Consider the following 20,320-nt stretch of genomic DNA (forward strand, 5'->3'; position numbering starts at 1 on the left):
AGGGGGTGGATACCGACACTCCGTACGACATCGCCGCCGCGCTCCTCCCCCTGGTCGGCGGCCCCGCGAACGTCACCTCCGTGGCCCACTGCATGACCCGCCTCCGGCTCGGCCTGGCCGACCGGTCACTGGTGGACGAGGAGTCGCTGCGCGCACTGCCCGCCGTGCTCGGGACCGTGGACGACGACACGTACCAGATCGTGCTGGGACCGGGAGTGGTGGCCCGAGTAACCCCGGAGTTCGAGAAGTTGGCGGGCGGCGGCGAACTGGCCACCCGAGGCGCCGAGTTGAAGGAGGAGCAACGGGCGCGCAACGCGACCCCCGCCAAACTCCTCCTCCGCCGGATCGCGAACATCTTCGTCCCCCTCATCCCCGCCCTGATCGGCTGCGGGGTACTGGCGGGCCTCAACGGCCTGCTGATCAACATGAGTTGGCTACCGGGCCTGACCCCGGCCCTCTCCGCCGTCGCCTCCGCGTTCCTCGCCCTCATCTCGGTCTTCGTCGGCCACAACACGGCGAAGGAGTTCGGCGGAACGCCGGTGCTCGGCGGGGCGGTGGCGGCAGTGGTCGTATACCCCGGGGTGGCGAAGGTGACGGCGTTCGGGGTCGCCCTCTCCCCCGGCCAGGGCGGAGTGCTGGGCGCGCTGGCCGCCGCGCTGCTCGGCACATACGTCGAGAAGTGGTGCCGCACCTGGGTCCCCGCGACCCTCGACGTCCTGGTCACCCCCACCCTGACGGTCCTGGTCCCGGGCCTGGCGACGCTCTACGGCCTCATGTACGCGGCCGGCGAGATCTCCACGGCGATCGGCACGGCGGCGAACTGGCTCCTCTCCACCACGGGCCCCTTCGCGGGCCTGATCCTGGGCGGCCTCTTCCTCCCCCTGGTGATGCTGGGCCTCCACCAGGCCCTCATCCCCATCCACACCACCCTCATCCAACAGCAGGGCTACACCGTCCTGTTGCCCATCCTGGCGATGGCGGGCGCGGGCCAGGTCGGCGCGGCGGTCGCGGTCTACTTCCGCCTGCGTCACGACACTTCACTCCGCACGACCATCAAGTCGGCACTCCCCGCAGGCCTGTTGGGCATCGGCGAACCCCTCGTCTACGGCGTCTCGCTGCCCCTCGGCCGCCCGTTCCTGACCGCCTGCGCGGGCGGCGCGGCGGGCGGCGCGTTCGTCGGCTTCTTCGCGACCCTCGGCGACAAGGTGGGCGCGACGGCGATCGGCCCCTCGGGCTGGGCCCTGTTCCCGCTGCTGACGGGGAACAGGGGGCTGGGGACGACGATGGCGATCTACGGGGGCGGCCTGCTGACGGGGTACGCGGTCGGCTTCCTGGCGACCTGCCTGGTGGGGCTGAGCAGGGTAGTGCCGGGTGACGCATCCCGGGAGTGAACGTGGGGTCCCCCTTCCGCGTCGTAGGGCGGACGGACAGGCGCAAGCACCAACGCCCAAGGGGACTCCATGAACACGCAAACGCACCGCCTCCTCGGCCCGCTGCTCGCACCGCTCCTGGGTGCCTGTCTCCTTGCCGGTTGCGGCGACGGCCGTAGCGCGGACGACACGCGTACGGACGGTAAGTCGCTTCAAGCGCAGGAGAAGCGCGCCCGTGAAGTGGCCGACGCCTGGCACGGATCCGCAGCCGCCGCTGCCTGGAGCCGGGGCTACTACCCGTTGGCCGACACGACGCAGCCCCCGGAATCGGGCTGGCACAGCGAGGCGGACAAGCAGGCCTACGAGACCAGGACCATCGTCCGGCGCGGCAAGCTGCCGACCACCGCGATCACGCAGGGAAAGGTGAAGTGGAGGAGCGGAAGCACGCTGAGCCGTCCGCTGGTGGCGCCGAACACGGCGTATCAGTCGTTCGCCCACTACAACAGCCAGGGACCCAGGCTCACCGTGACGGGAGTGAAGCTCGGTGCGATGACGATCACCACGAGCCGGGGAACGGCGGCTGTCCCCGCTTGGCTGTTCACTCTCGACGGCTACGACACCCCGCTCAAACAGGTCGCCGTCACCCCGTCGAAGCTTCCCAAGTCGCCGATCGGACAAGTTGAGCAAGGATCGACCGGCGGCCTCAGGAGCATCGCCCGGCTGGCCGGGACGGCGGCGGACGGCCGCTCCCTCACGGTGCGGGCGACCCACGGAGCCTGCGACGACGGCCCCGTCGTAAACGTACTGGAGACGGACGAGAGCATCGTGCTGTCCGCCTCCGTCACGGGGGAGCGGAGCGGCGCCTGCACCGCCCAAATGATCTACGAGAACGTGAAGGTGGAGTTGCGGCAGCCACTCGCCGACCGCGTCGTCCTGGACGCCCTCACCGGTCGGCCGGTGCCGTACACAGAGGTCAGCGGGGTGTCGCCGGGCTGACCCCAGTGCGGTCGGCCCCTTCAAGGGAGCCGGGCCTCCCGGTTCCGCTCCCGTACCCGGGCCCGCAGCACCTCCTCCTGTGCCGCGGGCCCCGTCGACTCCGGCGGGCAGTCCCACTCCCGGCCGCCCCAGACCGGCCGCAACTGCACGTTGCCGCCCACGTGCCCCATCACCTCGCCGATCCGCCCGTCCCGCACGTCCACGGCGTGCGCCCCGACCGGCGGCCGTTCACCGCGCAGTACGGACGCCAGCTTCTCGGCGGTACGGACGTTGCAACGCCCCAGCGTCACCAACGCGAACGGTTCCTCGCCCGCACCGGTCACCGGGTCCACACCCAGGGACGGCAGGGCGACACCGACACCGGTGAGTGCCTCCCGGAGCAGGGCGACGACTTCTTCCGTCGACCGCAGCATTCCTTCACCTCCACGCAGAGTTCACTGTTCGCGACACAGCGTGGCGGCAACGTGTCTAACCTGGCCATACGCGAAGTCCCAACAAACTCGGCTGTCAGGACAGGGAGTTGCCGTGGCAGGACAGAAAGACCTCGACCCGTCGTCGTCACCACGTGCCCTGCTCGGCGCCGAACTCCGTCACGCCCGCGAGAAGGCGGGCCTCAGCCAGGACGAGTTGGGGCAACGGCTGTTCGTGAGCGGTTCGTTCATCGGCCAGTTGGAGGCGGGGACGCGGCGGATGTTGCCGGAGTACGCGCGGATGCTGGACGCGGAGTTGGGGACGGGGGACTTCTTCACGCGGAATTGCGGGGCGGCGGCGAAGTCCAGGTACCCCGAGCACTTTGCGGAGGCGGCGGAGGCGGAAGCTTCGGCGACGGAGATCAGGCAGTACTCGACGATGCTCATCCCCGGGTTGCTCCAGACACCCGAGTACGCACGGGCCGTGTGCCGCGCCTATCAACCCACGGCAACGGAAGACGTGATCGAGGAACTCGTGACAGCCCGGATCGAGCGGACCCGGCTCCTCGACGACCCAACAGCACCGTTGTTGTGGGCGATCGTTGACGAAGCCGCGTTGCGCCGAGTATCAGGCGGCCCGGCGGTCATGGCAGCAGCCCTGCACCGCATCACCGGCCTGATGCGCCGGAACCGGGTCATCGTGCAGGTACTGCCGTTCGAGGCAGGGGCACACCCGGCCATGCAAGGCTCCATCAAGCTCATGGACTTCGAGGACGCCCCGCCACTTGTCTACTTCGAAGGCGTTGGCACCGGACGCCTGGAGGACGACCCGAGCACCGTGAGGCACCACCGCCTCACCTACGAACTCCTCGCAGCCTGCGCGCTCTCCCCTGAGAAGTCCCTGGTCTTGATCGAAGCGATGGCGCAGGATTACGCCCATGAGGAGCAACCCTGAGTACGACGTGAGCACCGCGATCTGGCACAAGTCCAGCTACAGCGGAGGCGGCGGCGGCGACTGCCTCGAACTCGCCCGCTGGCGCAAGTCGACGCACAGTGGCGGCGATGGCGGCGACTGCCTCGAAGTCGCCGACGGGCACCCCGCCCTCGTCCCCGTCCGTGACTCCAAAAACGCCCTCGGCCCAAAGCTCGTCTTCCGGGCGGAGGCCTGGTCGGCGTTCGTCGGAGATCTCCAGCGCGGCTGACCACCACGCTCCCACCGGACTTCACGACCCCGTGCAACCTTCCTCTGTCCGAGTTCCGTGTAGGACGTAGGGAGAGGCGGATCCGGTTCGGGCGACGCCCGCGTGCGTGAGACGAGGGAGAGCGTGACCGATCATCCCCGCGAGACCGACTTCCGCACCTGGGTGCTGAAGCATCGAACACGCCTGCGCACGACGGCGTTTCTGCTGTGCGGTGACTGGTACCTCGCCGATGACCTCGTCCAGGAGGCGCTCGGACGGCTCTACTCCCGGTGGAGCCGGGTGTCGGCGGCCGGTGATCCCCGTGCGTACGTCCGTCGGATCCTGTGCAATCTCCACACCGACCACCAGCGCCGGCCGGCCAGGCGCGAGATCAGCGAGGCGGATGTGGCCACGCTGGGCCGGGACCCGGACACCAGCATGGCCGAGCGTGACGACGACCTGATCGCCGCTCTGCTGATGATCCCGGCCGGCCAGCGGACCGTACTCGCCCTGCGTTTCTTCGAGGATCTGTCCGTCGAGCAGACCGCGTCCCTGCTCAGGACGAGTCCGGGCAATGTGAAGAGCCAGACGAGCCGAGGCCTGGAGGCGCTGCGCACCGCGCTCAGGACGCGACCGGCAGAGATCGCACCACCGGCCACGTTCGAAGGAGCATCGTGAACCCCGACCAGACGCAGACGCCGGAAGAACTCGCCGCGCGTATCGCGTCCCTCAGCATCAGTGCTCCCGCCGACCGCGTCGACATCGACGAGGCGGTTCGCAGCGGGACGAGGCGCCGCCTTCGCCGGCGGCTCGCCGTCGCGGGCGTGTTCGCCTGCGTCGTGGCCGTCGCCGGGTCGGCGGCCGTCGCCACGCGGGCGGGCCACGAGAGGAGCAACACCTTGACCGCTCCCATGTTCGGCGGCACGACCCTGCCCGCCGAAGACCTCCGCGGACGCTGGATCGCCGTCTCGGTCGACGGTCGCGACGTCTCGTCGTGGCGCGACGTCAGTGGCCTCCCGGCGAACCTCGTGATCGGCGCCGACGGATCACAGAACGGATGGCAGGTGAACGGGGCCTGCGGGCCGCTGATCGCCGGCACCTTCGCACTGCGGGAGGACGGCTCGTTCACCGCGATGCTGCCCCCGCTGCGTTTCCAGTCCTGCCCGATGCTCAGCACGCCGACCCCGGACCTCCGGGACGCGCTCGGGCGTACCGCCCACGTCACCGTGGACAGGCCGGGCGGCTCGGCCGCCCGGACACTGCGGTTCCTGGACAGCCACAAACGGCTCATCGCGCAGTGGCGCGAGGACACCGCGATCGCGCAGCCCGACACCGTGTGCAAGAAGGAGTTCGGAGCCAAGGCCGTCTCCTACGGCATGTTCACCACCGTCGAGCGGATCCGCGCGAAACGCCTGGCGGCCGCGGACCCCGAGCCCGGGAACGTGCTGCCCGACGTTCCCGGTGGCACCGTCGCCGTCTACTGCTCGTTCAGGGAGAAGGGGTCGCTCGTCAGTTACGCGGTCACGGCCGACGGCCGGAAAGTGAGGCTCCGGACGGCCGGCTGACCGGCGGGAGCCTCACTTCGGGGCAGGTCGTCCCGACGCTACGAGCAGCGCTTCCAGGTCTGGTAGAACGCACTCGTACTGGAGCGGGTGTCGGTGAACATGGCGGCACCGGACGAGACACCGTTGGTCGTCAGCCGCACCTCCGTGTTCGGCAGGCTGAAGAGGTTCTTGGAGGTGCCGGCATACCTCGCGCCGGCGGCACTGAGCGTCTGCCGGCTGAACTTACGCAGCTTGAAACCGTACGGCCGCTCGGTGATGAAGTCCGCCGTCGTCCCGTCGTAGTACGACGACAGACCGGTGGCGGTGACAGGCGACCAGCCGGATCCGGCGGTCCGGTCGTACCAGTGGAAGACGACCTTTCCCGCGGTGTAGGTCATGTACTGCGAGATGACGTGATTGGTCTTCGTCGTGTGCGCGATGTAGACGGGCGGGTTCGCGTGCGCGGCGTTGAGGTACTCGAACCACAGCGAGGCACCCTGGGTGGCCGTGCCCGGCCCGTTCTGCGTGCTGGACGAGCCCGACGCGAAGCCCTGCTGGATCAGCTTTTGGGAGTTCCACCCGCCGAGCCCGATCCACGGGGCTGCCAGTGAGGCGGTGTTGGCCCCGCACGTCGTGTAGTAGGTGGGGATGTTCTGGTCGTCGTAGACCTCGTTGTAGTTGGAGTGGCCGGTGGCCATGTAGCCGCCCCAGTTCCCGCTGTACTTGGTGAACCGCACCGCCGAGCTGCCGGACCCGCCCAGGCACGGGACGGACGGGACGGTCTCGCGGTAGCCCTTGTACTTCGCCCGCCATGCCGCCAGCGCGGTCGGGTTGTCCGGGGCATCGAAGCCGTAGGCCCGTGCGGTCGCGGGCGCCGCCGTCTGCGGCCGGAAGCCCTGGGGCGGGACGACCGTCGACATGGTCACGCCGCCCGGCAGACTGTACGTCAGCTCCTTGCCCGCCGCGGCTCGGACGGCTGCCGCGGCCGACGACGACACTGTCCGGCCGTCCGAACCGATCAGACGCGTACGCGTGGCGCTGAGGGGTGTGCACCCCGTGGCCGATGCCGTGCCAGTCACCGGCACGGCGTTCGCGGTCGTCGCGGGGACCGCGGCACAGACGGCGGTCGCGATCGCCATCGAGCTTGCCGCGACTATGACTTTCCGGACACGAGAGACTGCGGTTGCCCGAAACGGGCTCATGTTTCTCCTTCGGTGCGGGACGAGGACATCAACGGCCGAGGCGCGTCCGCGCCGCAGTCGCTCGCTGATGTCCGGTTTCTGATGCCGACAGGGACCAGCCCGGCGGGACGCACGCGTACGCGGCCGAAGCCGTGCGTGTCGTCATCGCGCTGGTGGTCTGCCGCCGATGGCGGCTACGACCTCGCGGGCGGAATCCCAGTGGTTCCGAACCCCATACCGACAATGAACAGACTGTTCACGCCACCCAACCCCCGTCGTGTGCATGACACTCATCGCACTGATGTGGCTCGTGTCGAGCCGTGCGATGGAGGCATCGTATGGGGCGGCACGGAAAACACGTGTCCCTTTTTGGAAAGCTTGTTCCCGTGTCGTCACGTGCCCGCGTCCCCGCAGGTTCGTCGCGCGTCCAGCGGCGCGGCTATGGTCGGCCGAAGGGAAAACCCCCCTCTCCCCGCCCTCTGGAGCCCCGCAGGACCATGAACCACGCCCAGCAGACCGCCCTAGGTCGCGCCCTCCGCCTCCTCGGCGAGCACGGTGAGGCGCTGACGTCCGACACCCCCGACGCCCGGCTGCACGAGGTCAAGGCGGATATCAAGCGCGCCCTGGACCTGCTGGACGACACCGTCAGCGGCGGCGCGCCGACCACCCGCTGCCCGGAGCACCCCAACGGCCCGGTCGACGCCGACGCCCCCGACCTGTGCCTGCTCTGCGAGACCCGGCGCCGCGCGGCCCGCCGCTCCGAGATCAACGGCCCGGGCGCACCCCGGCCCACCGACACCACACCGTCGCGCTACGGCGTGCGCGAGGACCGCCCGCAGGCGCAGCAGCGCTGGCTGCCCGAGCTGTGGAACGGCCAGGCCTGGCAGCTGTGCGGCACCCCGCGCCGCGACCGGCACGAGGCCGAGCTCTATCTCGCGGCCCAGCGCCGCGGTTCGCGCGCCGCGATGGCGTACCGGCTCGTGCACGAGTTCACGGACTACGAGGTGCTGCGGGTGTGGGGCACGCCGGTGCACGTGGACATCGAGCCGCTGGGGAACCTTTGAGCAGGTTCAAGGGGTTGAACTGGTGGCAGCGGGCGGTGCTGGTCGCGTGCCTGTGCGCACTCGCGCTGCCGTTGTGGTTCGCCGCGAGGAACGTCCACCGGTTCATCGATGGTGACCGGACGATCACCGAAGGGTACGTCCACTGCGAGTCGAACGACCGCTGCACGGGCACCTGGCGCCTGCCCGACGGACACCAAGGGCGGGGAAAAATAGCGGGGTTGGCCTTCGAGTACGACGAGGAGCAGGTGACGGGCATCCCGCTCTACGCCGGCCGGGACTGGGCCGTGACCGAACGCTCCGACCTTGCCTACCACGCGGCCTACGAGTTCGCCGCTGCCGCGATCGGCGCGGCCCTGGTGCTCACGGTGGCCTGGTTCAAGGCCAACTAACTCTCGCGTTCGATGACCAACCGGGTCCGCTCCGCGTCCAGTTGGTACACCGTCTCGTGCGCCCGTGGATCCCGCGCGTGGAGGGTGTGGAACATCGGCCCGGTGTCGCCGCCCAGTTCCACCCGTGAGGCCGAGGCGCCGCGCACCGCCCGCTCGGTGCCGTACGCGGTGGTCAGGTCGATCCGGTTGACGACACCCGGCGTGACCCACACCGGCGTCGCCTCCAGGAAGCCGAAGAGCTGGAGGTGGAAGTGCCCGGTGAGGACGACCCGTACGTCACTCCCCCGGATCGCGTCCGCCAGCTCCCCGGGATTCCGCAGCCCGAAGGCCTGTTGGGTCGGTACGTCGAGGGCGATGGGCGGATGGTGGAAGGCGAGGACGGTGCCGTTCCCGAACGGCGTGCTCAACTCCTCCTTCAGCCAGTCCAGTTGGGCCCCGCTCAGCCGCCCGTACACCTTCCCCGGTACGAGGGAGTCGAGCGTGATGAACCGGTATCCGCCCACGTCGCTCACGGCCGCGCACGCGAACTCCACGGGAAACACGGCGGATACGACACGATCCGTGCCGTCCGCCGCCAGGTGCCCGCTCCCCAACACCTTCCCGAACGACTCGCGTTCGTCGTGGTTCCCGGTCGTGTAGAAGACCGGCACCCCGCCCATCCTCCGCGCGAAGCCTCCCACCAGCTCCCGTACGGCCGAATACGCCTCCACCGCACCGTCGTTGGCGAGGTCCCCGGTGACGACGATCGCGTCCACACCGCGCTGGTGCCGGAGTTCGGCGAGCATCAGCCGTAGCGAGTCCGTGGCGTTGACACCGTGCCGGTTGGGGGCGTCGGTGCGCTCCAGGTGGGTGTCGGACAGGTGGAGAATCTTCATGTTCCGGCACGCTAGCCCGAGTTGAGACCCTCACCAATAGCCACGGCTCAACGGGTGGCCGGACGCCACATGGTCGTAACGACCTGGCCACCGGGGGTGAGGATCTCGTCGCGGGCCGCGAAGCCGACGCTCTCGTACCGCCTGTTGTTGGCCGGGTTGGTCGACTCCAGATACACGGGAGCGCCGAGCGCGTCGATCCGGGCGAGCCCGTCGGCCAGCAGCCCCATGCCCAGCCCCTTGCCCCGGTGGTCGGCGTGCGTGCCCAGGATGGTCAGGTAGAAGAACGGCTGGGCGGGATGCGCCGCCTCGAACTGCTCCCCGACGACCGTGATCGCGCGAGCGGTCCCCTCGTCCGTCACCGCGGCCAACCGCCCCTCAAGCCCAGCGGCCTCCTCCTCGGTCAGCTCGACACCGTCCGGCGGGATGAAGACCGCCGCGGCCTCGACGTCGGGTGTCACCAGCGTCCAGGGGTAGCGCAGCGCGGAGCCGGCGTAGACCCGCCACATCACGGCCGCCTGCTCGGCCCGCCGGTGCTCGTCCGGGAACGCGGGCCCCCAGACCGGGTCGTTGAGGAAGGCGCTGGTGAAGGTGGCGACGACGGCATCGAGATCGGCGACCGTGGCCACCCGGCTGGCGGAAGTCATACGATCACCGTACGCACGCCCACGGAGCTTCGCGCACGAGGGGACGACAGCCGGAGCAGTGGGGGGCGGAGAAGCGCCGTGGGATTCCTGAACGACCCGGACACCGCCGCCCTATGCGCCACACTGCTGGTGGCGGTGGGTCTGCCGGCGCTGGTGTACGCGGGGATCGCCCGGCTCACCGGACGCGGGCGCAAGGGGGGTCCGCCCTGGCGGCCGACGGACGACCCGGTCAACGCGCTCTGCGCCGTGGCGGCCGTCGCCGGGTATGCGGTCGCCTCGGTCGCCGTGACCGGGAGTTGGGGCGCGACGTTCGGATTCCTGCCGACGGCCTTCATCGGCGGCGGCTTCTCCAGCGCGTTCGTCTACACCTTCGGCGGCGACGCGGGCACCCGGATCGCCCGCCCGGCCCTTCTGCTGCTGGTGCCATACGCACTCGCCCTCGGCTTCTTCGGCCGCATCGCAGCCTGAGCGGCCGGCTCACTCACCCCAGCCAGCACCACTGACCCCGGCCGGCATCACTCACCCCGGCCGGCATCACTCACCCCGGCCGGCATCACTCACCCCGGCCGGCATCACTCACCCCGGCCGGCATCACTCACCCCGGCCGGCATCACTCACCCCGGCCGGCATCACTCACCGCGGCCGGCTCACTCACCCCAGCCAGCACCACTGACCCCGGCCGGCATCACTCACCCCGGCCGGCATCACTCACCCCGGCCGGCATCACTCACCCCGGCCGGCATCACTCACCCCGGCCGGCAATGTCAGCCCGTTGGGGGTCCCCCCTCTGGGGGAGTTTGAGGACGAGGCCCCTTCAGGGCCGATGGGGGGTCTGGGGGCGCAGCCCCCAGGAACGGCGCCCAACCCCCACCGGCCCACAACAAAAACCCGGCTCAGCTCAGCGAGCGCAGCGCCGCCGCGTCATAAGGTGCCAGCTCCTCCACCCGGCCAGCCAGCACCTTCGCCGCCCACTCCGGGTCCTGGAGCAGCGCGCGGCCCACAGCAACCATGTCGAACTCGTCGCGCTCCAGGCTGTCGAGGAGGTCGTCGATGCCCTTGAGCGGGGCTCCCTCGCCGCGGAAGCCCTTGAGGAAGTCGCCGTCGAGGCCGACCGAGCCGACGGTGATGGTCTGCTTGCCGGTGAGCTTCTTGGTCCAGCCCGCGAGGTTGAGGTCGGAGCCGGTCTCCTCGAACTCGGGGAGCCAGTAACGGCGGGGGGAGGCGTGGAAGACGTCGACGCCGGCCGCGGAGATCGGCGTGAGGATCGCCTCCAGCTCCTCCGGGGTCTCGGCGAGCCGGGCACCGTAGACATCCTGCTTCCACTGCGAGTAGCGGAAGATGATCGGGAATTCGGGGGACACGGTCTCCCGGACCGCCGCCACGATCTCCGCCGCGAACTTGGTGCGGGCGACCGGGTCACCGCCGTAGGCGTCGGTACGGCGGTTGGTGCCCGCGTACAGGAACTGGTCGAGGAGGTAGCCGTGGGCGCCGTGCAGCTCGACGCCGTCGAAGCCGATGCGCTCGGCGGCGGCAGCGGCCTCGGCGAAGGCGCCGATGACGTCGTCCAGGTCCCGCTGCGTCATGGCCGTACCGGTGACCTCGTCGCTGCCGATGCGCAGCCCGGACGGGCCGACCGCGGGGGCGTCGGCGTAGGGCGGCTGGCCCTGCTCGCGGACCATGCCGATGTGCCACAGCTGGGGCACGATCGTGCCGCCCGCGGCGTGCACGCCCTCGGCGACCTTCGCCCAGCCCGCGAGCTGCTCCTCGCCGTGGAAGCGCGGGACGCGGTCGCTCTGCCCGGCCGAGTCGTGACCGACGTACGTGCCCTCGGTGACGATGAGGCCGACGCCCGCGGCGGCCCGGCGGGAGTAGTACCCGACCACGTCCTCACCGGGGATGCCGCCCGGCGAGAACTGCCGGGTCATCGGCGCCATGACGATCCGGTTGGGGACGGTCAGGCCGTTGAGGGTGATCGGACGGGCAAGGACTTCGGCCGCTCGGGAGGCGGGGGCGGTCGTAGACACGTGTGGGGGCTCCTCGGAACTACCAGGTACCAGACGGTATGTGCGTATGCATCGATCATGCGTCAACAACAACCCCCGAGCCAAGCCCGTCATTCCGACCGTCCCACCCCTCGGCCTGTGATCCCGGACACGCCCGAGGGCGGTACCCCCCGCCAGAAGCAGGAAGTACCGCCCTCGGTAAGACCGTTGATCAACCGGAAGGGGTCGATCAGAAGTCCATGTCACCGCCCGGCATGCCGCCGCCGGCGCCCGCGCCGGCACCGGCCTTCTCGGGCTTGTCGGCGATGACGGCCTCGGTGGTGAGGAAGAGCGCGGCGATGGAGGCGGCGTTCTGCAGAGCAGAGCGCGTGACCTTCGCCGGGTCGATGATGCCTTCCTTGATCAGGTCGACGTACTCACCGGTCGCGGCGTTGAGGCCGTGACCCGGGGTGAGGTTGCGGACCTTCTCCACCACGACGCCGCCCTCAAGGCCGGCGTTGACGGCGATCTGCTTCAGCGGGGCCTCAAGGGCCAGCTTCACGATCGCGGCACCGGTGGCCTCGTCGCCTTCGAGCTCCAGCTTCTCGAAGACGTGACCCGCCTGGATGAGCGCGACGCCGCCACCGGCGACGATGCCCTCCTCGACGGCCGCCTTCGCGTTGCGAACGGCGTCCTCGATGCGGTGCTTGCGCTCCTTGAGCTCGACCTCGGTGGCCGCGCCCGCCTTGATGACGGCGACGCCACCCGCGAGCTTGGCCAGGCGCTCCTGGAGCTTCTCGCGGTCGTAGTCCGAGTCGCTGTTCTCGATCTCGGCGCGGATCTGGTTGACCCGGCCGGCGACCTGGTCGGCGGAGCCGGAGCCGTCGACGATGGTGGTCTCGTCCTTGGTGATGACGACCTTGCGGGCGCGGCCGAGGAGGTCCACGGTCGCGTTCTCCAGCTTGAGGCCGACCTCCTCGGAGATGACCTCGCCGCCCGTGAGGATGGCGATGTCGCCGAGCATGGCCTTGCGGCGGTCGCCGAAGCCCGGAGCCTTGACGGCGACGGACTTGAAGGTGCCGCGGATCTTGTTGACGACCAGCGTGGACAGGGCCTCGCCCTCGACGTCCTCGGCGATGATCAGCAGCGGCTTGCCCGACTGCATGACCTTCTCCAGGAGCGGGAGCAGGTCCTTGACGTTGGCGATCTTCGAGTTGGCGATCAGGATGTACGGGTCGTCGAGGACGGCCTCCATACGCTCCATGTCGGTGGCGAAGTACGCCGAGATGTAGCCCTTGTCGAAGCGCATGCCCTCGGTGAGCTCGAGCTCAAGACCGAAGGTCTGCGACTCCTCGACAGTGATGACGCCTTCCTTGCCGACCTTGTCCATCGCCTCGGCGATGAGCTCGCCGATCTGGGTGTCGGCGGCGGAGATGGAGGCCGTAGAAGCGATCTGCTCCTTGGTCTCCACGTCCTTGGCCTGCTCAAGGAGGGCACCGGAGACGGCCTCGACGGCCTTCTCGATACCGCGCTTGAGGGCCATCGGGTTGGCGCCCGCGGCTACGTTGCGGAGGCCTTCCTTGACGAGGGCCTGGGCGAGGACGGTCGCGGTGGTCGTACCGTCACCGGCGACGTCGTCCGTCTTCTTGGCGACTTCCTTGACCAGCTCGGCGCCGATCTTCTCGTACGGGTCCTCCAGCTCGATCTCCTTGGCGATGGAGACACCATCGTTGGTGATCGTGGGGGCGCCCCACTTCTTCTCAAGGACGACGTTGCGGCCCTTGGGGCCGAGGGTGACCTTGACGGCGTCGGCGAGCTGGTTCATACCGCGCTCAAGGCCTCGCCGCGCCTCCTCGTCGAACGCGATGATCTTGGCCATGTGAAGTGGTCCTCCCGGACTGGGGTGGATTGCTCCGGACCGCGCTGGCGCCCGCGACGGACGGCTCGCCTGCCCCGTGGCTCCTTGCGCCACCTGGCCTGCGGGCCTCACCGACCCGATCCTTCGTTATCACTCTCACCTTCAGAGTGCTAACGCCAATGATTAGCACTCGGCATGGTCGAGTGCAAGCGGCTCCCGCGTTCTGGGCACCTTGGCTCCCGCGCGCGCGAGGCACGCTCCGGGCATGCCGAAGGGCCCGTACCCCAGGAGGTGACCCCCCAGGAGTACGAGCCCTTCGATGAGGAACGAAGAACGTCGCTGCTGTTCGTCGGCGCGTGCTTCAGCTGGTCGCGAGCCGGACCATGTCCGCCTGCGGCCCCTTCTGACCCTGCGAGATCTCGAAATCGACCCGCTGACCCTCTTCCAGGGTGCGGTAGCCGTCCATCTGAATCGCGCTGTAGTGGACGAAAACATCCGCACCACCGTCGACCGCGATGAAGCCGTACCCCTTCTCCGCGTTGAACCATTTGACGGTGCCCTGAGCCATGCCTAACTCCCCTATTACTGGCCCTTGCACGGATCCGCACTTCGCGGATCCGGGTCAGACCTCACCCCCCACAGGATTGGGGGCGTGCGCCGGAACGCGTCGACCGCGGCCGAATGTATCCGTCCAACTGCCGTCTGCAACAGGTCAATCCGACGAGAATTCCGGGCAGGACCGGTCGGGAATTTACGGAGAATTCGTCCGACTTCAGGGCAAGTCGGGCCGGATAAAGGGCACATAAGGCTCAAAAGACCTGCACACTTTGGCTGCTTCTCATCGCACGCGGAGCCGGTACTCATATGCGTTCGGCATGCCGAGTGGAGCGCGTTCCCCAACTGTACCCCGCTCAACCATAGAGAATTGCCCCCTCCGCTTCTCTCGCGGAGGGGGCAATTCGATGAACTCTCGGTAATCGGCATTACCTAGGGTAACGACCGAGCCGATTAAGCGGGCGCTCAGCCGCCGGCGACGGCCGGGATGATCGAGACGCCGGCCCCGTCCGGGGTGGCCGTCTCCAGACCCTGCTCGAAGCGGACGTCGTCGTCGTTGACGTACACGTTGACGAACCGGCGCAGCTTGCCCTGGTCGTCGAGGACACGGGCGGAGATGCCGGTGTGGTTCTTCTCCAGGTCACCGATGACCTCGGCAAGGGTGGCCCCTTCGGCGGAGACCTCGGCCAGCCCACCCGTGTAGGTGCGGAGAATGGTGGGGATGCGGACACTAACGCTCACGATGAAACCTCCGGTCAGGTGATACCCAAGGGGCGCGGGGAACTGCGCGACCAGCCCCCACGGCCCGCAGTCAAGGAACGACGCTAGGACGCCAGCCCGGCTTCCCTGAACGACTCGAGGCTCGGCCGGATCGTCGCGGTGAGCCCGGTACCGGCAACCGCGTCCAGCGTCTTCAGACCATCCCCGGTGTTCAGCACGACAGTGGTCAGCGTCGGATCCAACAGCCCGTTCTCGATCAGCTTCTTCGTCACGCCCACCGTCACACCACCCGCGGTCTCCGCGAAGATGCCCTCGGTCCGCGCCAGCAGCTTGATCGCGTCCACACACTGCTCATCGGTGACGTCCTCCACCGCCCCACCCGTACGCCGAGCGATGTCGAGCACGTAAGGACCGTCCGCCGGGTTCCCGATCGCCAGCGACTTCGCGATCGTGTTCGGCTTCTGCGGGCGTACGACGTCGTGCCCCGCCTTGTACGCGGCGGACACCGGCGAGCAGCCCTCCGCCTGGGCGCCGAAGATCTTGTAGGGCTTGTCCTCGACCAGCCCGAGCTTGATCAGCTCCTGGAGACCCTTGTCGATCTTCGTGAGCTGCGAGCCGGAGGCGATCGGCACGACCAGCTGGTCCGGGAGCTGCCAGCCGAGCTGCTCGCAGATCTCGTACGCCAGGGTCTTGGAGCCCTCCGCGTAGTACGGCCGGAGGTTGACGTTGACGAAGCCCCAGCCCTCGCCGGCCGGGTCGCCGATCAGCTCGGAGCAGAAGCGGTTCACGTCGTCGTAGTTGCCCTCGATGCCGACGAGCTCGCCGCCGTAGACCGCGGCCATGACGATCTTGCCCTGCTCCAGGTCGTGCGGGATGAACACGCAGGAGCGGAAGCCGGCCCGGGCGGCGGCGGCACCGACGGCGCCGGCGAGGTTGCCGGTGGAGGAGCAGGAGAGGGTGGTGAAGTCGAACGCGCGGGCGGCCTCGATGGCCTGTGCCACGACGCGGTCCTTGAAGGAGTGCGTCGGGTTGCCGGAGTCGTCCTTCACGAACAGCTTGCCCGCGTCGACGCCCAGTTCACGGGCGAGGTTGTCGGCCTGGACGAGCTTGGTCCAGCCGGGGTTGATGTTCGGCTTGGTCGCCACGTCGGCGGGGACGGGCAGGAGGGGCGCGTAACGCCAGATGTTCGCCGGGCCCGCTTCGATCCGCTTGCGGAGCTCTTCGGTGTCGTAGGCCGAGAAGTCGTAGGCGATCTCCAGCGGGCCGAAACACTCCTCGCAGGCGAAGACCGGGCCGAGCGGGACGCGGTGGCCGCACTCGCGGCAGGAGAGCGCGGTGGCGGGGCCGAGGTCGACGGTGTTCGCGGAGGCGGGGTTCGTGGGGATCGGTTCCGCGGCGGTCGTGTCCGTCTTCGCGGGGTTCGTGGTGCTTGCAACTGTCTGCGCAGCCATGGAGGCGAGGCCCTTTCCTCATCTTCCTCACGACGCGTTTCGCCATGAGACGGATTTGGCACCTTCCCGAGCCGGGAGCCTCGGCACATGTACACGTACATGCGACAAGACCGGCTGGAGGGTTGCCGGGGCTTCAACGGGCCGTATCCCTCTGCCCCTCTGGATGAGCGGTGTTCAGTTGTGTATGCAATTGTCTCGCCGACGGCCCCCGACATGCGATGGTCATCAGCGTTGTTCAAGACTGTAACCGAAGGCCAGGACAGTTGAGTGAGCCGTCCGAACCGCGAGATGGATCACACACTCACTGTCTGTGACCAGCCCTCGCCGAGAGAACGCAGAGGAGCCGCGCAACGTGCTGAAGGAAGTCGAGCACTGGCTGAGCACCCGCTCCTGGTCCCTGACCGATCGGCCGCTCCACAAGATCCTGGCCGCGAAGCACCGCACGGGCCAGTCGGTCTCCGTCGTGCTGCCCGCGCTCAACGAGGAAGCGACGGTCGGTGACATCGTCGCGATCATCCGTCACGACCTCATGCAGCAGGTCCCGCTCGTCGACGAGATCGTCGTCGTCGACTCCGGGTCCACCGACCGCACCTCCGAGGTGGCCGCCGCGGCGGGCGCCCGGGTCGTGCACCGGGACGACATCCTGCCCCGCATCCCCGCCGTGCCCGGCAAGGGCGAGGTGCTGTGGCGCTCGCTGCTGGTCACGAGCGGCGACATCGTCTGTTTCATCGACGCGGACCTGAAGGAGTTCTCCTCCGACTTCGTCACCGGGATCGTGGGCCCGCTGCTCACCGACCCCGGCGTCGACCTCGTCAAGGCGATGTACGACCGCCCGCTCGGCGGTGCGGCCGGACAGGGGGGACGTGTCACCGAGCTGATGGCCCGCCCGCTGTTGAACATGCACTGGCCTCAACTGGCCGGATTCGTCCAGCCGTTGGGCGGCGAGTACGCGGCCCGCCGCTCGCTGCTCGAGCAGCTGCCGTTCCCCGTCGGGTACGGCGTCGAGCTGGGCATGCTCGTCGACGCGCTGCACCTGGTGGGCCTCGACGCCCTCGCGCAGGTCGACGTCGGGGTGCGCAAGCACCGGCACCAGGACGGGCAGGCGCTGGGGCGGATGGCCGCGCAGATCTACCGCACGGCACAGCTGAGGCTGGCCCGCGGGCATCTCATCCGGCCGTCCCTCACGCAGTTCGAGCGGGGTCCGGACGGTTTCGAGCCGCGCACGTACTCCGTGGACACGGAGGAACGGCCGCCGATGGCGGACATCACCGAGTACCAGTCACGCAAGGTGGCGTAGCCGGCGGCACGACGGCCGGGTGCCGTATACGGACCCGGACGGTCCGCCGCGGGGCGTCCGTACGTTTGAGCGTTTCCGGGCCGGGCTAAGTTGTGCCGTATGGCTTCTACGTCGTCCACGTCATCCACGTCGTCCGTGTCCGGTGCAGCTCAGGTGCTCGTCGCGTCCAATCGCGGCCCGGTCTCGTACGAGGTGGGCGACGACGGTGCGCTGCACGCCCGGCGCGGGGGCGGCGGACTGGTGTCCGGGCTGTCGGCGATCGGGCCGGACGCGGGGGCGCTGTGGGTGTGCTCGGCGCTGTCGGAGGGTGACCGGGAGGCGGTACGGCGCGGGGTCGGCGAGGACGGTGTGCGGATGCTCGCCATTCCGGCCGACGTGCACGCCGACGCGTACAACGGCATCGCCAACTCCGTGCTGTGGTTCGTCCACCACATGCTGTACCAGACCCCGCTGGAGCCGGTCTTCGACGCGGAGTTCCGGCGCCAGTGGGCGTCGTACGAGACGTACAACCGGGCGTTCGCCGAGGCGCTGGCCCAGGAGGCGGCCGAGGGCGCGGCGGTGCTGGTGCAGGACTACCACCTGTGTCTGGTCCCCGGGATGCTCCGTGAACTCCGCCCCGACCTGCGGATCGGGCACTTCTCGCACACGCCGTGGGCGCCGGCGGAGTACTTCGCGATGCTTCCGGACGACATCCGGGTGCGGCTGATGGAGGGGCTGCTCGGGGCGGACCGGGTGGCGTTCCTGACCTGGCGGTGGGCGACGGCGTTCGAGAACTGCGTGCAGGGGCTCGACCCGTACAGGTGGCTTCCCCTGTGGCCGTCGGGTGCTCCCCGCTCCATCGAGCACCTGGAGAAGGAGCGGGTCACCCGCAAAACGCTCATCGGTGTCCACGGGCTCGGCGCCGACGCCGAGTTCCTGCACGCGCGCTCGCACCAGGAGGACGTCGAGGAACGGATGGCCGCCCTGCGCGAGGAGATCGGCGAGGGCCGCAGGACCATCGTCCGGGTGGACCGCACCGAGCTCTCGAAGAACATCGTGCGCGGCCTGCTGGCGTACCGCCAACTCCTCGACGACCACCCGGAGTTGCTGGAACAGGTCGTGCACGTGGCCTTCGCCTACCCGTCCCGGCAGGACCTCGCCGTCTACCGCGACTACACCGCCGAGGTGCAGCGGCTCGCGGACGAGATCAACTCGCAGTACGGGACGCCCGGTTGGACTCCGGTCGTGCTCCACGTCAAGGACGACTTCGCGCGCTCGCTGGCCGCGTACCGCCTCGCCGACGTGGCCCTCGTCAACCCCATCCGCGACGGCATGAACCTCGTCGCCAAGGAAGTTCCGGTCGTCTCCGACGAGGGCTGCGTGCTGGTCCTGTCCCGGGAGGCGGGCGCGTTCCAGGAACTGGGCAAGGACGCGATCGCCGTCAACCCGTACGACGTGATCGCCACGGCCGCCGCCCTCCACGAGGCCCTGACGATGCCGGCCGAGGAACGCGCCGAGCGGACAAAGAGGTTGGCCGTGGCGGCCACGGCGCTCCCCCCGGCCCAGTGGTTCCTGGACCAGCTGAACGCCTTGCGCGATCAGGCGAGTTGAGCGGCGAGAGCCGACAGCAGGCCCACAACCCCCGCCGCGCCGTCCACCACCAGGTCCGCGCGTTCGCGTAGTTCTGTCACCTCGTCGTTGCCGCTGCACACGAGCAGGCCGGGGAGACCGTCGGAGCGGAGTTTCTCGACGGCGGCGAAGGCGGGGAGGTCGCCGAGGTCGTCGCCGGCGTAGAGGACGGACTCGGCGCCCGTCTCGCGGAGGTAGTCGGCCAGCGCTACGCCCTTGTCCATGCCCGGCGGGCGCAACTCCAGGACCAGGCGGCCCGGTTCGACGATCAGTCCGTGTCGGGTGGCGAGGTCGGTGAGGGGGGCGCGGAGGGCCTCGAAGGCGGCCTGGGGGTCCGTGGCGCGGCGGGTGTGGACGGCGAGGGCGCGGCCCTTCTCCTCGATCCAGGTGCCCTGCCAGGCGCCGATCCGGTCGAGGAAGCCCGGGAGTTCGGCGCGGACGGCGGCCACACCCGGGTGCTGGGCGGGGGCGCTGACGGTGCTGGTGACCGCGTCCCAGCGTTCGGTGCCGTAGTGGCCGAGGACGACGAGGTGTTCCAGGCCCCGGACGCCCGCGAAGCCGCCGTTGCGGACCGCCACGCCCGCCGGGCGGCCGGTGATCACGGCGACGGAGGCGACCTTCGGGGCGAGGGCGGCCAGCGCGGGCACCGCGCCCGGGTGCGCGCGGGCCTGCTCGGGGTCCGCGACGATCGGTGCGAGCGTGCCGTCGAAGTCGAGCCCGATCACCGCGGCGGAGGGGCGCGCGAGGATCGCTTCCAGGCCCTCACGCCCGGCGGCGGTGCGAGGGGTCGGCAGTACGTCCGGGGGACGGACGGGATCGGTGGAGTCCTCAGGGCTGCCCATACATCGACCCTATCCGGGCGGAGCCGACCGCACCCCTCGCCCACCGCCGCTCGGCCGGACCCTCACCTCTCCGAACGCCGCGTCTCACGGACCCGTCTCAGCCTGTTCACCGTGACCGGGTCGTGGGCGAGCGCCCGTTCGTCGTCCAGCAGGGCGTTGAGCAGCTGGTAGTAGCGCACGGGGGCCAGGCCCAGTTCCTCGCGTATCGCGCGCTCCTTCGCGCCGGGGCCCGGGAAGCCGCGGCGCTCCAGCGCGAGGATGTCCTGTTCCCTCCGGTGCAGCGCGGGAAGCCGCGGGGGCCGGTCCTTGTCCATGCCCTGCACCGTAGCCCCCGCCACTGACAGCGGCCCCGG

22 protein-coding genes and 1 riboswitch are annotated in these 20,320 nt (G+C 69.6%); of the genes, 11 read left to right on the top strand and 11 right to left on the bottom strand.

Annotation, left to right across the window (positions count from 1 at the left end; translation table 11 throughout):
* Nucleotides 1-5: 5 nt before the first annotated feature.
* The gene (locus OC490_RS31190; RefSeq protein ID WP_262061362.1) at nt 6-1,391 is read left to right on the top strand and encodes a PTS transporter subunit EIIC; all 1,386 of its coding nucleotides are present in this window, start codon (nt 6-8) and stop codon (nt 1,389-1,391) included.
* A gap of 69 nt (nt 1,392-1,460) precedes the next feature.
* Nucleotides 1,461-2,366: a hypothetical protein gene (locus OC490_RS31195; RefSeq protein ID WP_262061363.1), complete on the top strand. Its 906-nt coding sequence runs from the start codon at nt 1,461-1,463 to the stop codon at nt 2,364-2,366.
* A 20-nt stretch (nt 2,367-2,386) separates the two neighbouring features.
* On the opposite strand, the gene OC490_RS31200 is transcribed toward OC490_RS31195, so the two are convergent.
* Nucleotides 2,387-2,779, bottom strand: coding sequence for a hypothetical protein (locus tag OC490_RS31200; protein ID WP_262061364.1), 393 nt, complete (start codon nt 2,777-2,779; stop codon nt 2,387-2,389).
* 112 nt (nt 2,780-2,891) lie between these two features.
* On the opposite strand from OC490_RS31200, the gene OC490_RS31205 reads away from it, so the two are divergent.
* From OC490_RS31205 to OC490_RS31220, 4 genes are all read left to right on the top strand, one after another.
* Complete coding sequence (locus OC490_RS31205) at nt 2,892-3,731, top strand: helix-turn-helix domain-containing protein (RefSeq protein WP_262061365.1); 840 nt, start codon at nt 2,892-2,894, stop codon at nt 3,729-3,731.
* On the top strand, nt 3,715-3,978 hold the full coding sequence (locus tag OC490_RS31210) for a DUF397 domain-containing protein (RefSeq protein ID WP_262061366.1): 264 nt from the start codon (nt 3,715-3,717) through the stop codon (nt 3,976-3,978). Before OC490_RS31205 ends, OC490_RS31210 begins: the two co-directional genes overlap by 17 nt.
* 123 nt (nt 3,979-4,101) lie before the next feature.
* Nucleotides 4,102-4,635, top strand: coding sequence for a SigE family RNA polymerase sigma factor (locus tag OC490_RS31215; protein ID WP_262061367.1), 534 nt, complete (start codon nt 4,102-4,104; stop codon nt 4,633-4,635).
* The gene (locus OC490_RS31220) at nt 4,632-5,522 is read left to right on the top strand and encodes a hypothetical protein (protein WP_262061368.1); all 891 of its coding nucleotides are present in this window, start codon (nt 4,632-4,634) and stop codon (nt 5,520-5,522) included. The genes OC490_RS31215 and OC490_RS31220 overlap by 4 nt, the downstream gene beginning before the upstream one ends.
* Nucleotides 5,523-5,560: 38 nt before the next feature.
* On the opposite strand, the gene OC490_RS31225 is transcribed toward OC490_RS31220, so the two are convergent.
* On the bottom strand, nt 5,561-6,640 hold the full coding sequence (locus tag OC490_RS31225) for a hypothetical protein (protein ID WP_262061369.1): 1,080 nt from the start codon (nt 6,638-6,640) through the stop codon (nt 5,561-5,563).
* Nucleotides 6,641-7,179: 539 nt separating this feature from the next.
* On the opposite strand from OC490_RS31225, the gene OC490_RS31230 reads away from it, so the two are divergent.
* Together OC490_RS31230 and OC490_RS31235 are read left to right on the top strand one after the other, a co-directional pair.
* Nucleotides 7,180-7,746, top strand: a complete 567-nt coding sequence (locus OC490_RS31230) for a hypothetical protein (RefSeq protein ID WP_262061370.1) — start codon at nt 7,180-7,182, stop codon at nt 7,744-7,746.
* Nucleotides 7,743-8,135: a hypothetical protein gene (locus tag OC490_RS31235; RefSeq protein ID WP_262061371.1), complete on the top strand. Its 393-nt coding sequence runs from the start codon at nt 7,743-7,745 to the stop codon at nt 8,133-8,135. Before OC490_RS31230 ends, OC490_RS31235 begins: the two co-directional genes overlap by 4 nt.
* Here OC490_RS31235 and OC490_RS31240 read toward each other — a convergent pair.
* Together OC490_RS31240 and OC490_RS31245 are read right to left on the bottom strand one after the other, a co-directional pair.
* A complete protein-coding gene (locus tag OC490_RS31240) occupies nt 8,132-9,010 on the bottom strand; it encodes a metallophosphoesterase family protein (protein ID WP_262061372.1) in 879 nt (292 codons plus the stop codon). The genes OC490_RS31235 and OC490_RS31240 overlap by 4 nt on opposite strands.
* A gap of 47 nt (nt 9,011-9,057) precedes the next feature.
* Nucleotides 9,058-9,654 (bottom strand): GNAT family N-acetyltransferase, encoded by a 597-nt coding sequence (locus OC490_RS31245; protein ID WP_262061373.1) that lies wholly within the window; start codon nt 9,652-9,654, stop codon nt 9,058-9,060.
* Between the two features lie 78 nt (nt 9,655-9,732).
* Between OC490_RS31245 and OC490_RS31250 the strand changes: the two genes are divergently transcribed.
* Nucleotides 9,733-10,122 (top strand): hypothetical protein, encoded by a 390-nt coding sequence (locus OC490_RS31250; RefSeq protein WP_262061374.1) that lies wholly within the window; start codon nt 9,733-9,735, stop codon nt 10,120-10,122.
* 425 nt (nt 10,123-10,547) lie between these two features.
* On the opposite strand, the gene OC490_RS31255 is transcribed toward OC490_RS31250, so the two are convergent.
* The 5 genes from OC490_RS31255 to thrC all read right to left on the bottom strand — a co-directional run bounded on the left by OC490_RS31255 (nt 10,548) and on the right by thrC (nt 16,220).
* The gene (locus tag OC490_RS31255) at nt 10,548-11,678 is read right to left on the bottom strand and encodes an NADH:flavin oxidoreductase (RefSeq protein WP_262061375.1); all 1,131 of its coding nucleotides are present in this window, start codon (nt 11,676-11,678) and stop codon (nt 10,548-10,550) included.
* A 208-nt stretch (nt 11,679-11,886) separates the two neighbouring features.
* Nucleotides 11,887-13,515, bottom strand: a complete 1,629-nt coding sequence (groL, locus tag OC490_RS31260; protein ID WP_262061376.1) for a chaperonin GroEL — start codon at nt 13,513-13,515, stop codon at nt 11,887-11,889.
* Nucleotides 13,516-13,855: 340 nt separating this feature from the next.
* Complete coding sequence (locus OC490_RS31265) at nt 13,856-14,062, bottom strand: cold-shock protein (RefSeq protein ID WP_019057200.1); 207 nt, start codon at nt 14,060-14,062, stop codon at nt 13,856-13,858.
* 452 nt (nt 14,063-14,514) lie between these two features.
* Entirely contained in the window at nt 14,515-14,790 is a 276-nt protein-coding gene (locus tag OC490_RS31270) for a MoaD/ThiS family protein (RefSeq protein WP_262061377.1), read from the bottom strand.
* An 83-nt stretch (nt 14,791-14,873) separates the two neighbouring features.
* On the bottom strand, nt 14,874-16,220 hold the full coding sequence (thrC, locus tag OC490_RS31275) for a threonine synthase (protein ID WP_262061378.1): 1,347 nt from the start codon (nt 16,218-16,220) through the stop codon (nt 14,874-14,876).
* A gap of 15 nt (nt 16,221-16,235) precedes the next feature.
* Nucleotides 16,236-16,390, bottom strand: a riboswitch (SAM riboswitch).
* Nucleotides 16,391-16,572: 182 nt separating this feature from the next.
* Between thrC and OC490_RS31280 the strand changes: the two genes are divergently transcribed.
* Together OC490_RS31280 and OC490_RS31285 are read left to right on the top strand one after the other, a co-directional pair.
* Entirely contained in the window at nt 16,573-17,517 is a 945-nt protein-coding gene (locus tag OC490_RS31280) for a glucosyl-3-phosphoglycerate synthase (protein ID WP_262061379.1), read from the top strand.
* A 99-nt stretch (nt 17,518-17,616) separates the two neighbouring features.
* A complete protein-coding gene (locus OC490_RS31285) occupies nt 17,617-19,107 on the top strand; it encodes a trehalose-6-phosphate synthase (protein WP_262061380.1) in 1,491 nt (496 codons plus the stop codon).
* On the opposite strand, the gene otsB is transcribed toward OC490_RS31285, so the two are convergent.
* Together otsB and OC490_RS31295 are read right to left on the bottom strand one after the other, a co-directional pair.
* On the bottom strand, nt 19,095-19,967 hold the full coding sequence (gene otsB / locus OC490_RS31290; protein WP_262061381.1) for a trehalose-phosphatase: 873 nt from the start codon (nt 19,965-19,967) through the stop codon (nt 19,095-19,097). The genes OC490_RS31285 and otsB overlap by 13 nt on opposite strands.
* A 62-nt stretch (nt 19,968-20,029) precedes the next feature.
* The gene (locus OC490_RS31295) at nt 20,030-20,281 is read right to left on the bottom strand and encodes a DUF3263 domain-containing protein (RefSeq protein WP_262061382.1); all 252 of its coding nucleotides are present in this window, start codon (nt 20,279-20,281) and stop codon (nt 20,030-20,032) included.
* Nucleotides 20,282-20,320 lie beyond the last annotated feature (39 nt).

Origin of the sequence: Streptomyces sp. STR69 (assembly GCF_024519455.1) — a bacterium.
Classification (GTDB): Bacteria; Actinomycetota; Actinomycetes; order Streptomycetales; family Streptomycetaceae; genus Streptomyces.

What these genes read in the sequence shown, in the direction of transcription:
- OC490_RS31265 (WP_019057200.1), bottom strand. Translation starts at nt 14,062, where the DNA reads ATGGCTCAGGGCACCGTCAAATGGTTCAACGCGGAGAAGGGGTACGGC.
- OC490_RS31195 (WP_262061363.1), top strand. Translation starts at nt 1,461, where the DNA reads ATGAACACGCAAACGCACCGCCTCCTCGGCCCGCTGCTCGCACCGCTC.
- thrC (WP_262061378.1), bottom strand. Translation starts at nt 16,220, where the DNA reads ATGGCTGCGCAGACAGTTGCAAGCACCACGAACCCCGCGAAGACGGAC.
- OC490_RS31245 (WP_262061373.1), bottom strand. Translation starts at nt 9,654, where the DNA reads ATGACTTCCGCCAGCCGGGTGGCCACGGTCGCCGATCTCGATGCCGTC.
- OC490_RS31295 (WP_262061382.1), bottom strand. Translation starts at nt 20,281, where the DNA reads ATGGACAAGGACCGGCCCCCGCGGCTTCCCGCGCTGCACCGGAGGGAA.
- OC490_RS31200 (WP_262061364.1), bottom strand. Translation starts at nt 2,779, where the DNA reads ATGCTGCGGTCGACGGAAGAAGTCGTCGCCCTGCTCCGGGAGGCACTC.
- groL (WP_262061376.1), bottom strand. Translation starts at nt 13,515, where the DNA reads ATGGCCAAGATCATCGCGTTCGACGAGGAGGCGCGGCGAGGCCTTGAG.
- OC490_RS31285 (WP_262061380.1), top strand. Translation starts at nt 17,617, where the DNA reads ATGGCTTCTACGTCGTCCACGTCATCCACGTCGTCCGTGTCCGGTGCA.
- OC490_RS31210 (WP_262061366.1), top strand. Translation starts at nt 3,715, where the DNA reads ATGAGGAGCAACCCTGAGTACGACGTGAGCACCGCGATCTGGCACAAG.
- OC490_RS31240 (WP_262061372.1), bottom strand. Translation starts at nt 9,010, where the DNA reads ATGAAGATTCTCCACCTGTCCGACACCCACCTGGAGCGCACCGACGCC.
- otsB (WP_262061381.1), bottom strand. Translation starts at nt 19,967, where the DNA reads ATGGGCAGCCCTGAGGACTCCACCGATCCCGTCCGTCCCCCGGACGTA.
- OC490_RS31230 (WP_262061370.1), top strand. Translation starts at nt 7,180, where the DNA reads ATGAACCACGCCCAGCAGACCGCCCTAGGTCGCGCCCTCCGCCTCCTC.
- OC490_RS31225 (WP_262061369.1), bottom strand. Translation starts at nt 6,640, where the DNA reads ATGGCGATCGCGACCGCCGTCTGTGCCGCGGTCCCCGCGACGACCGCG.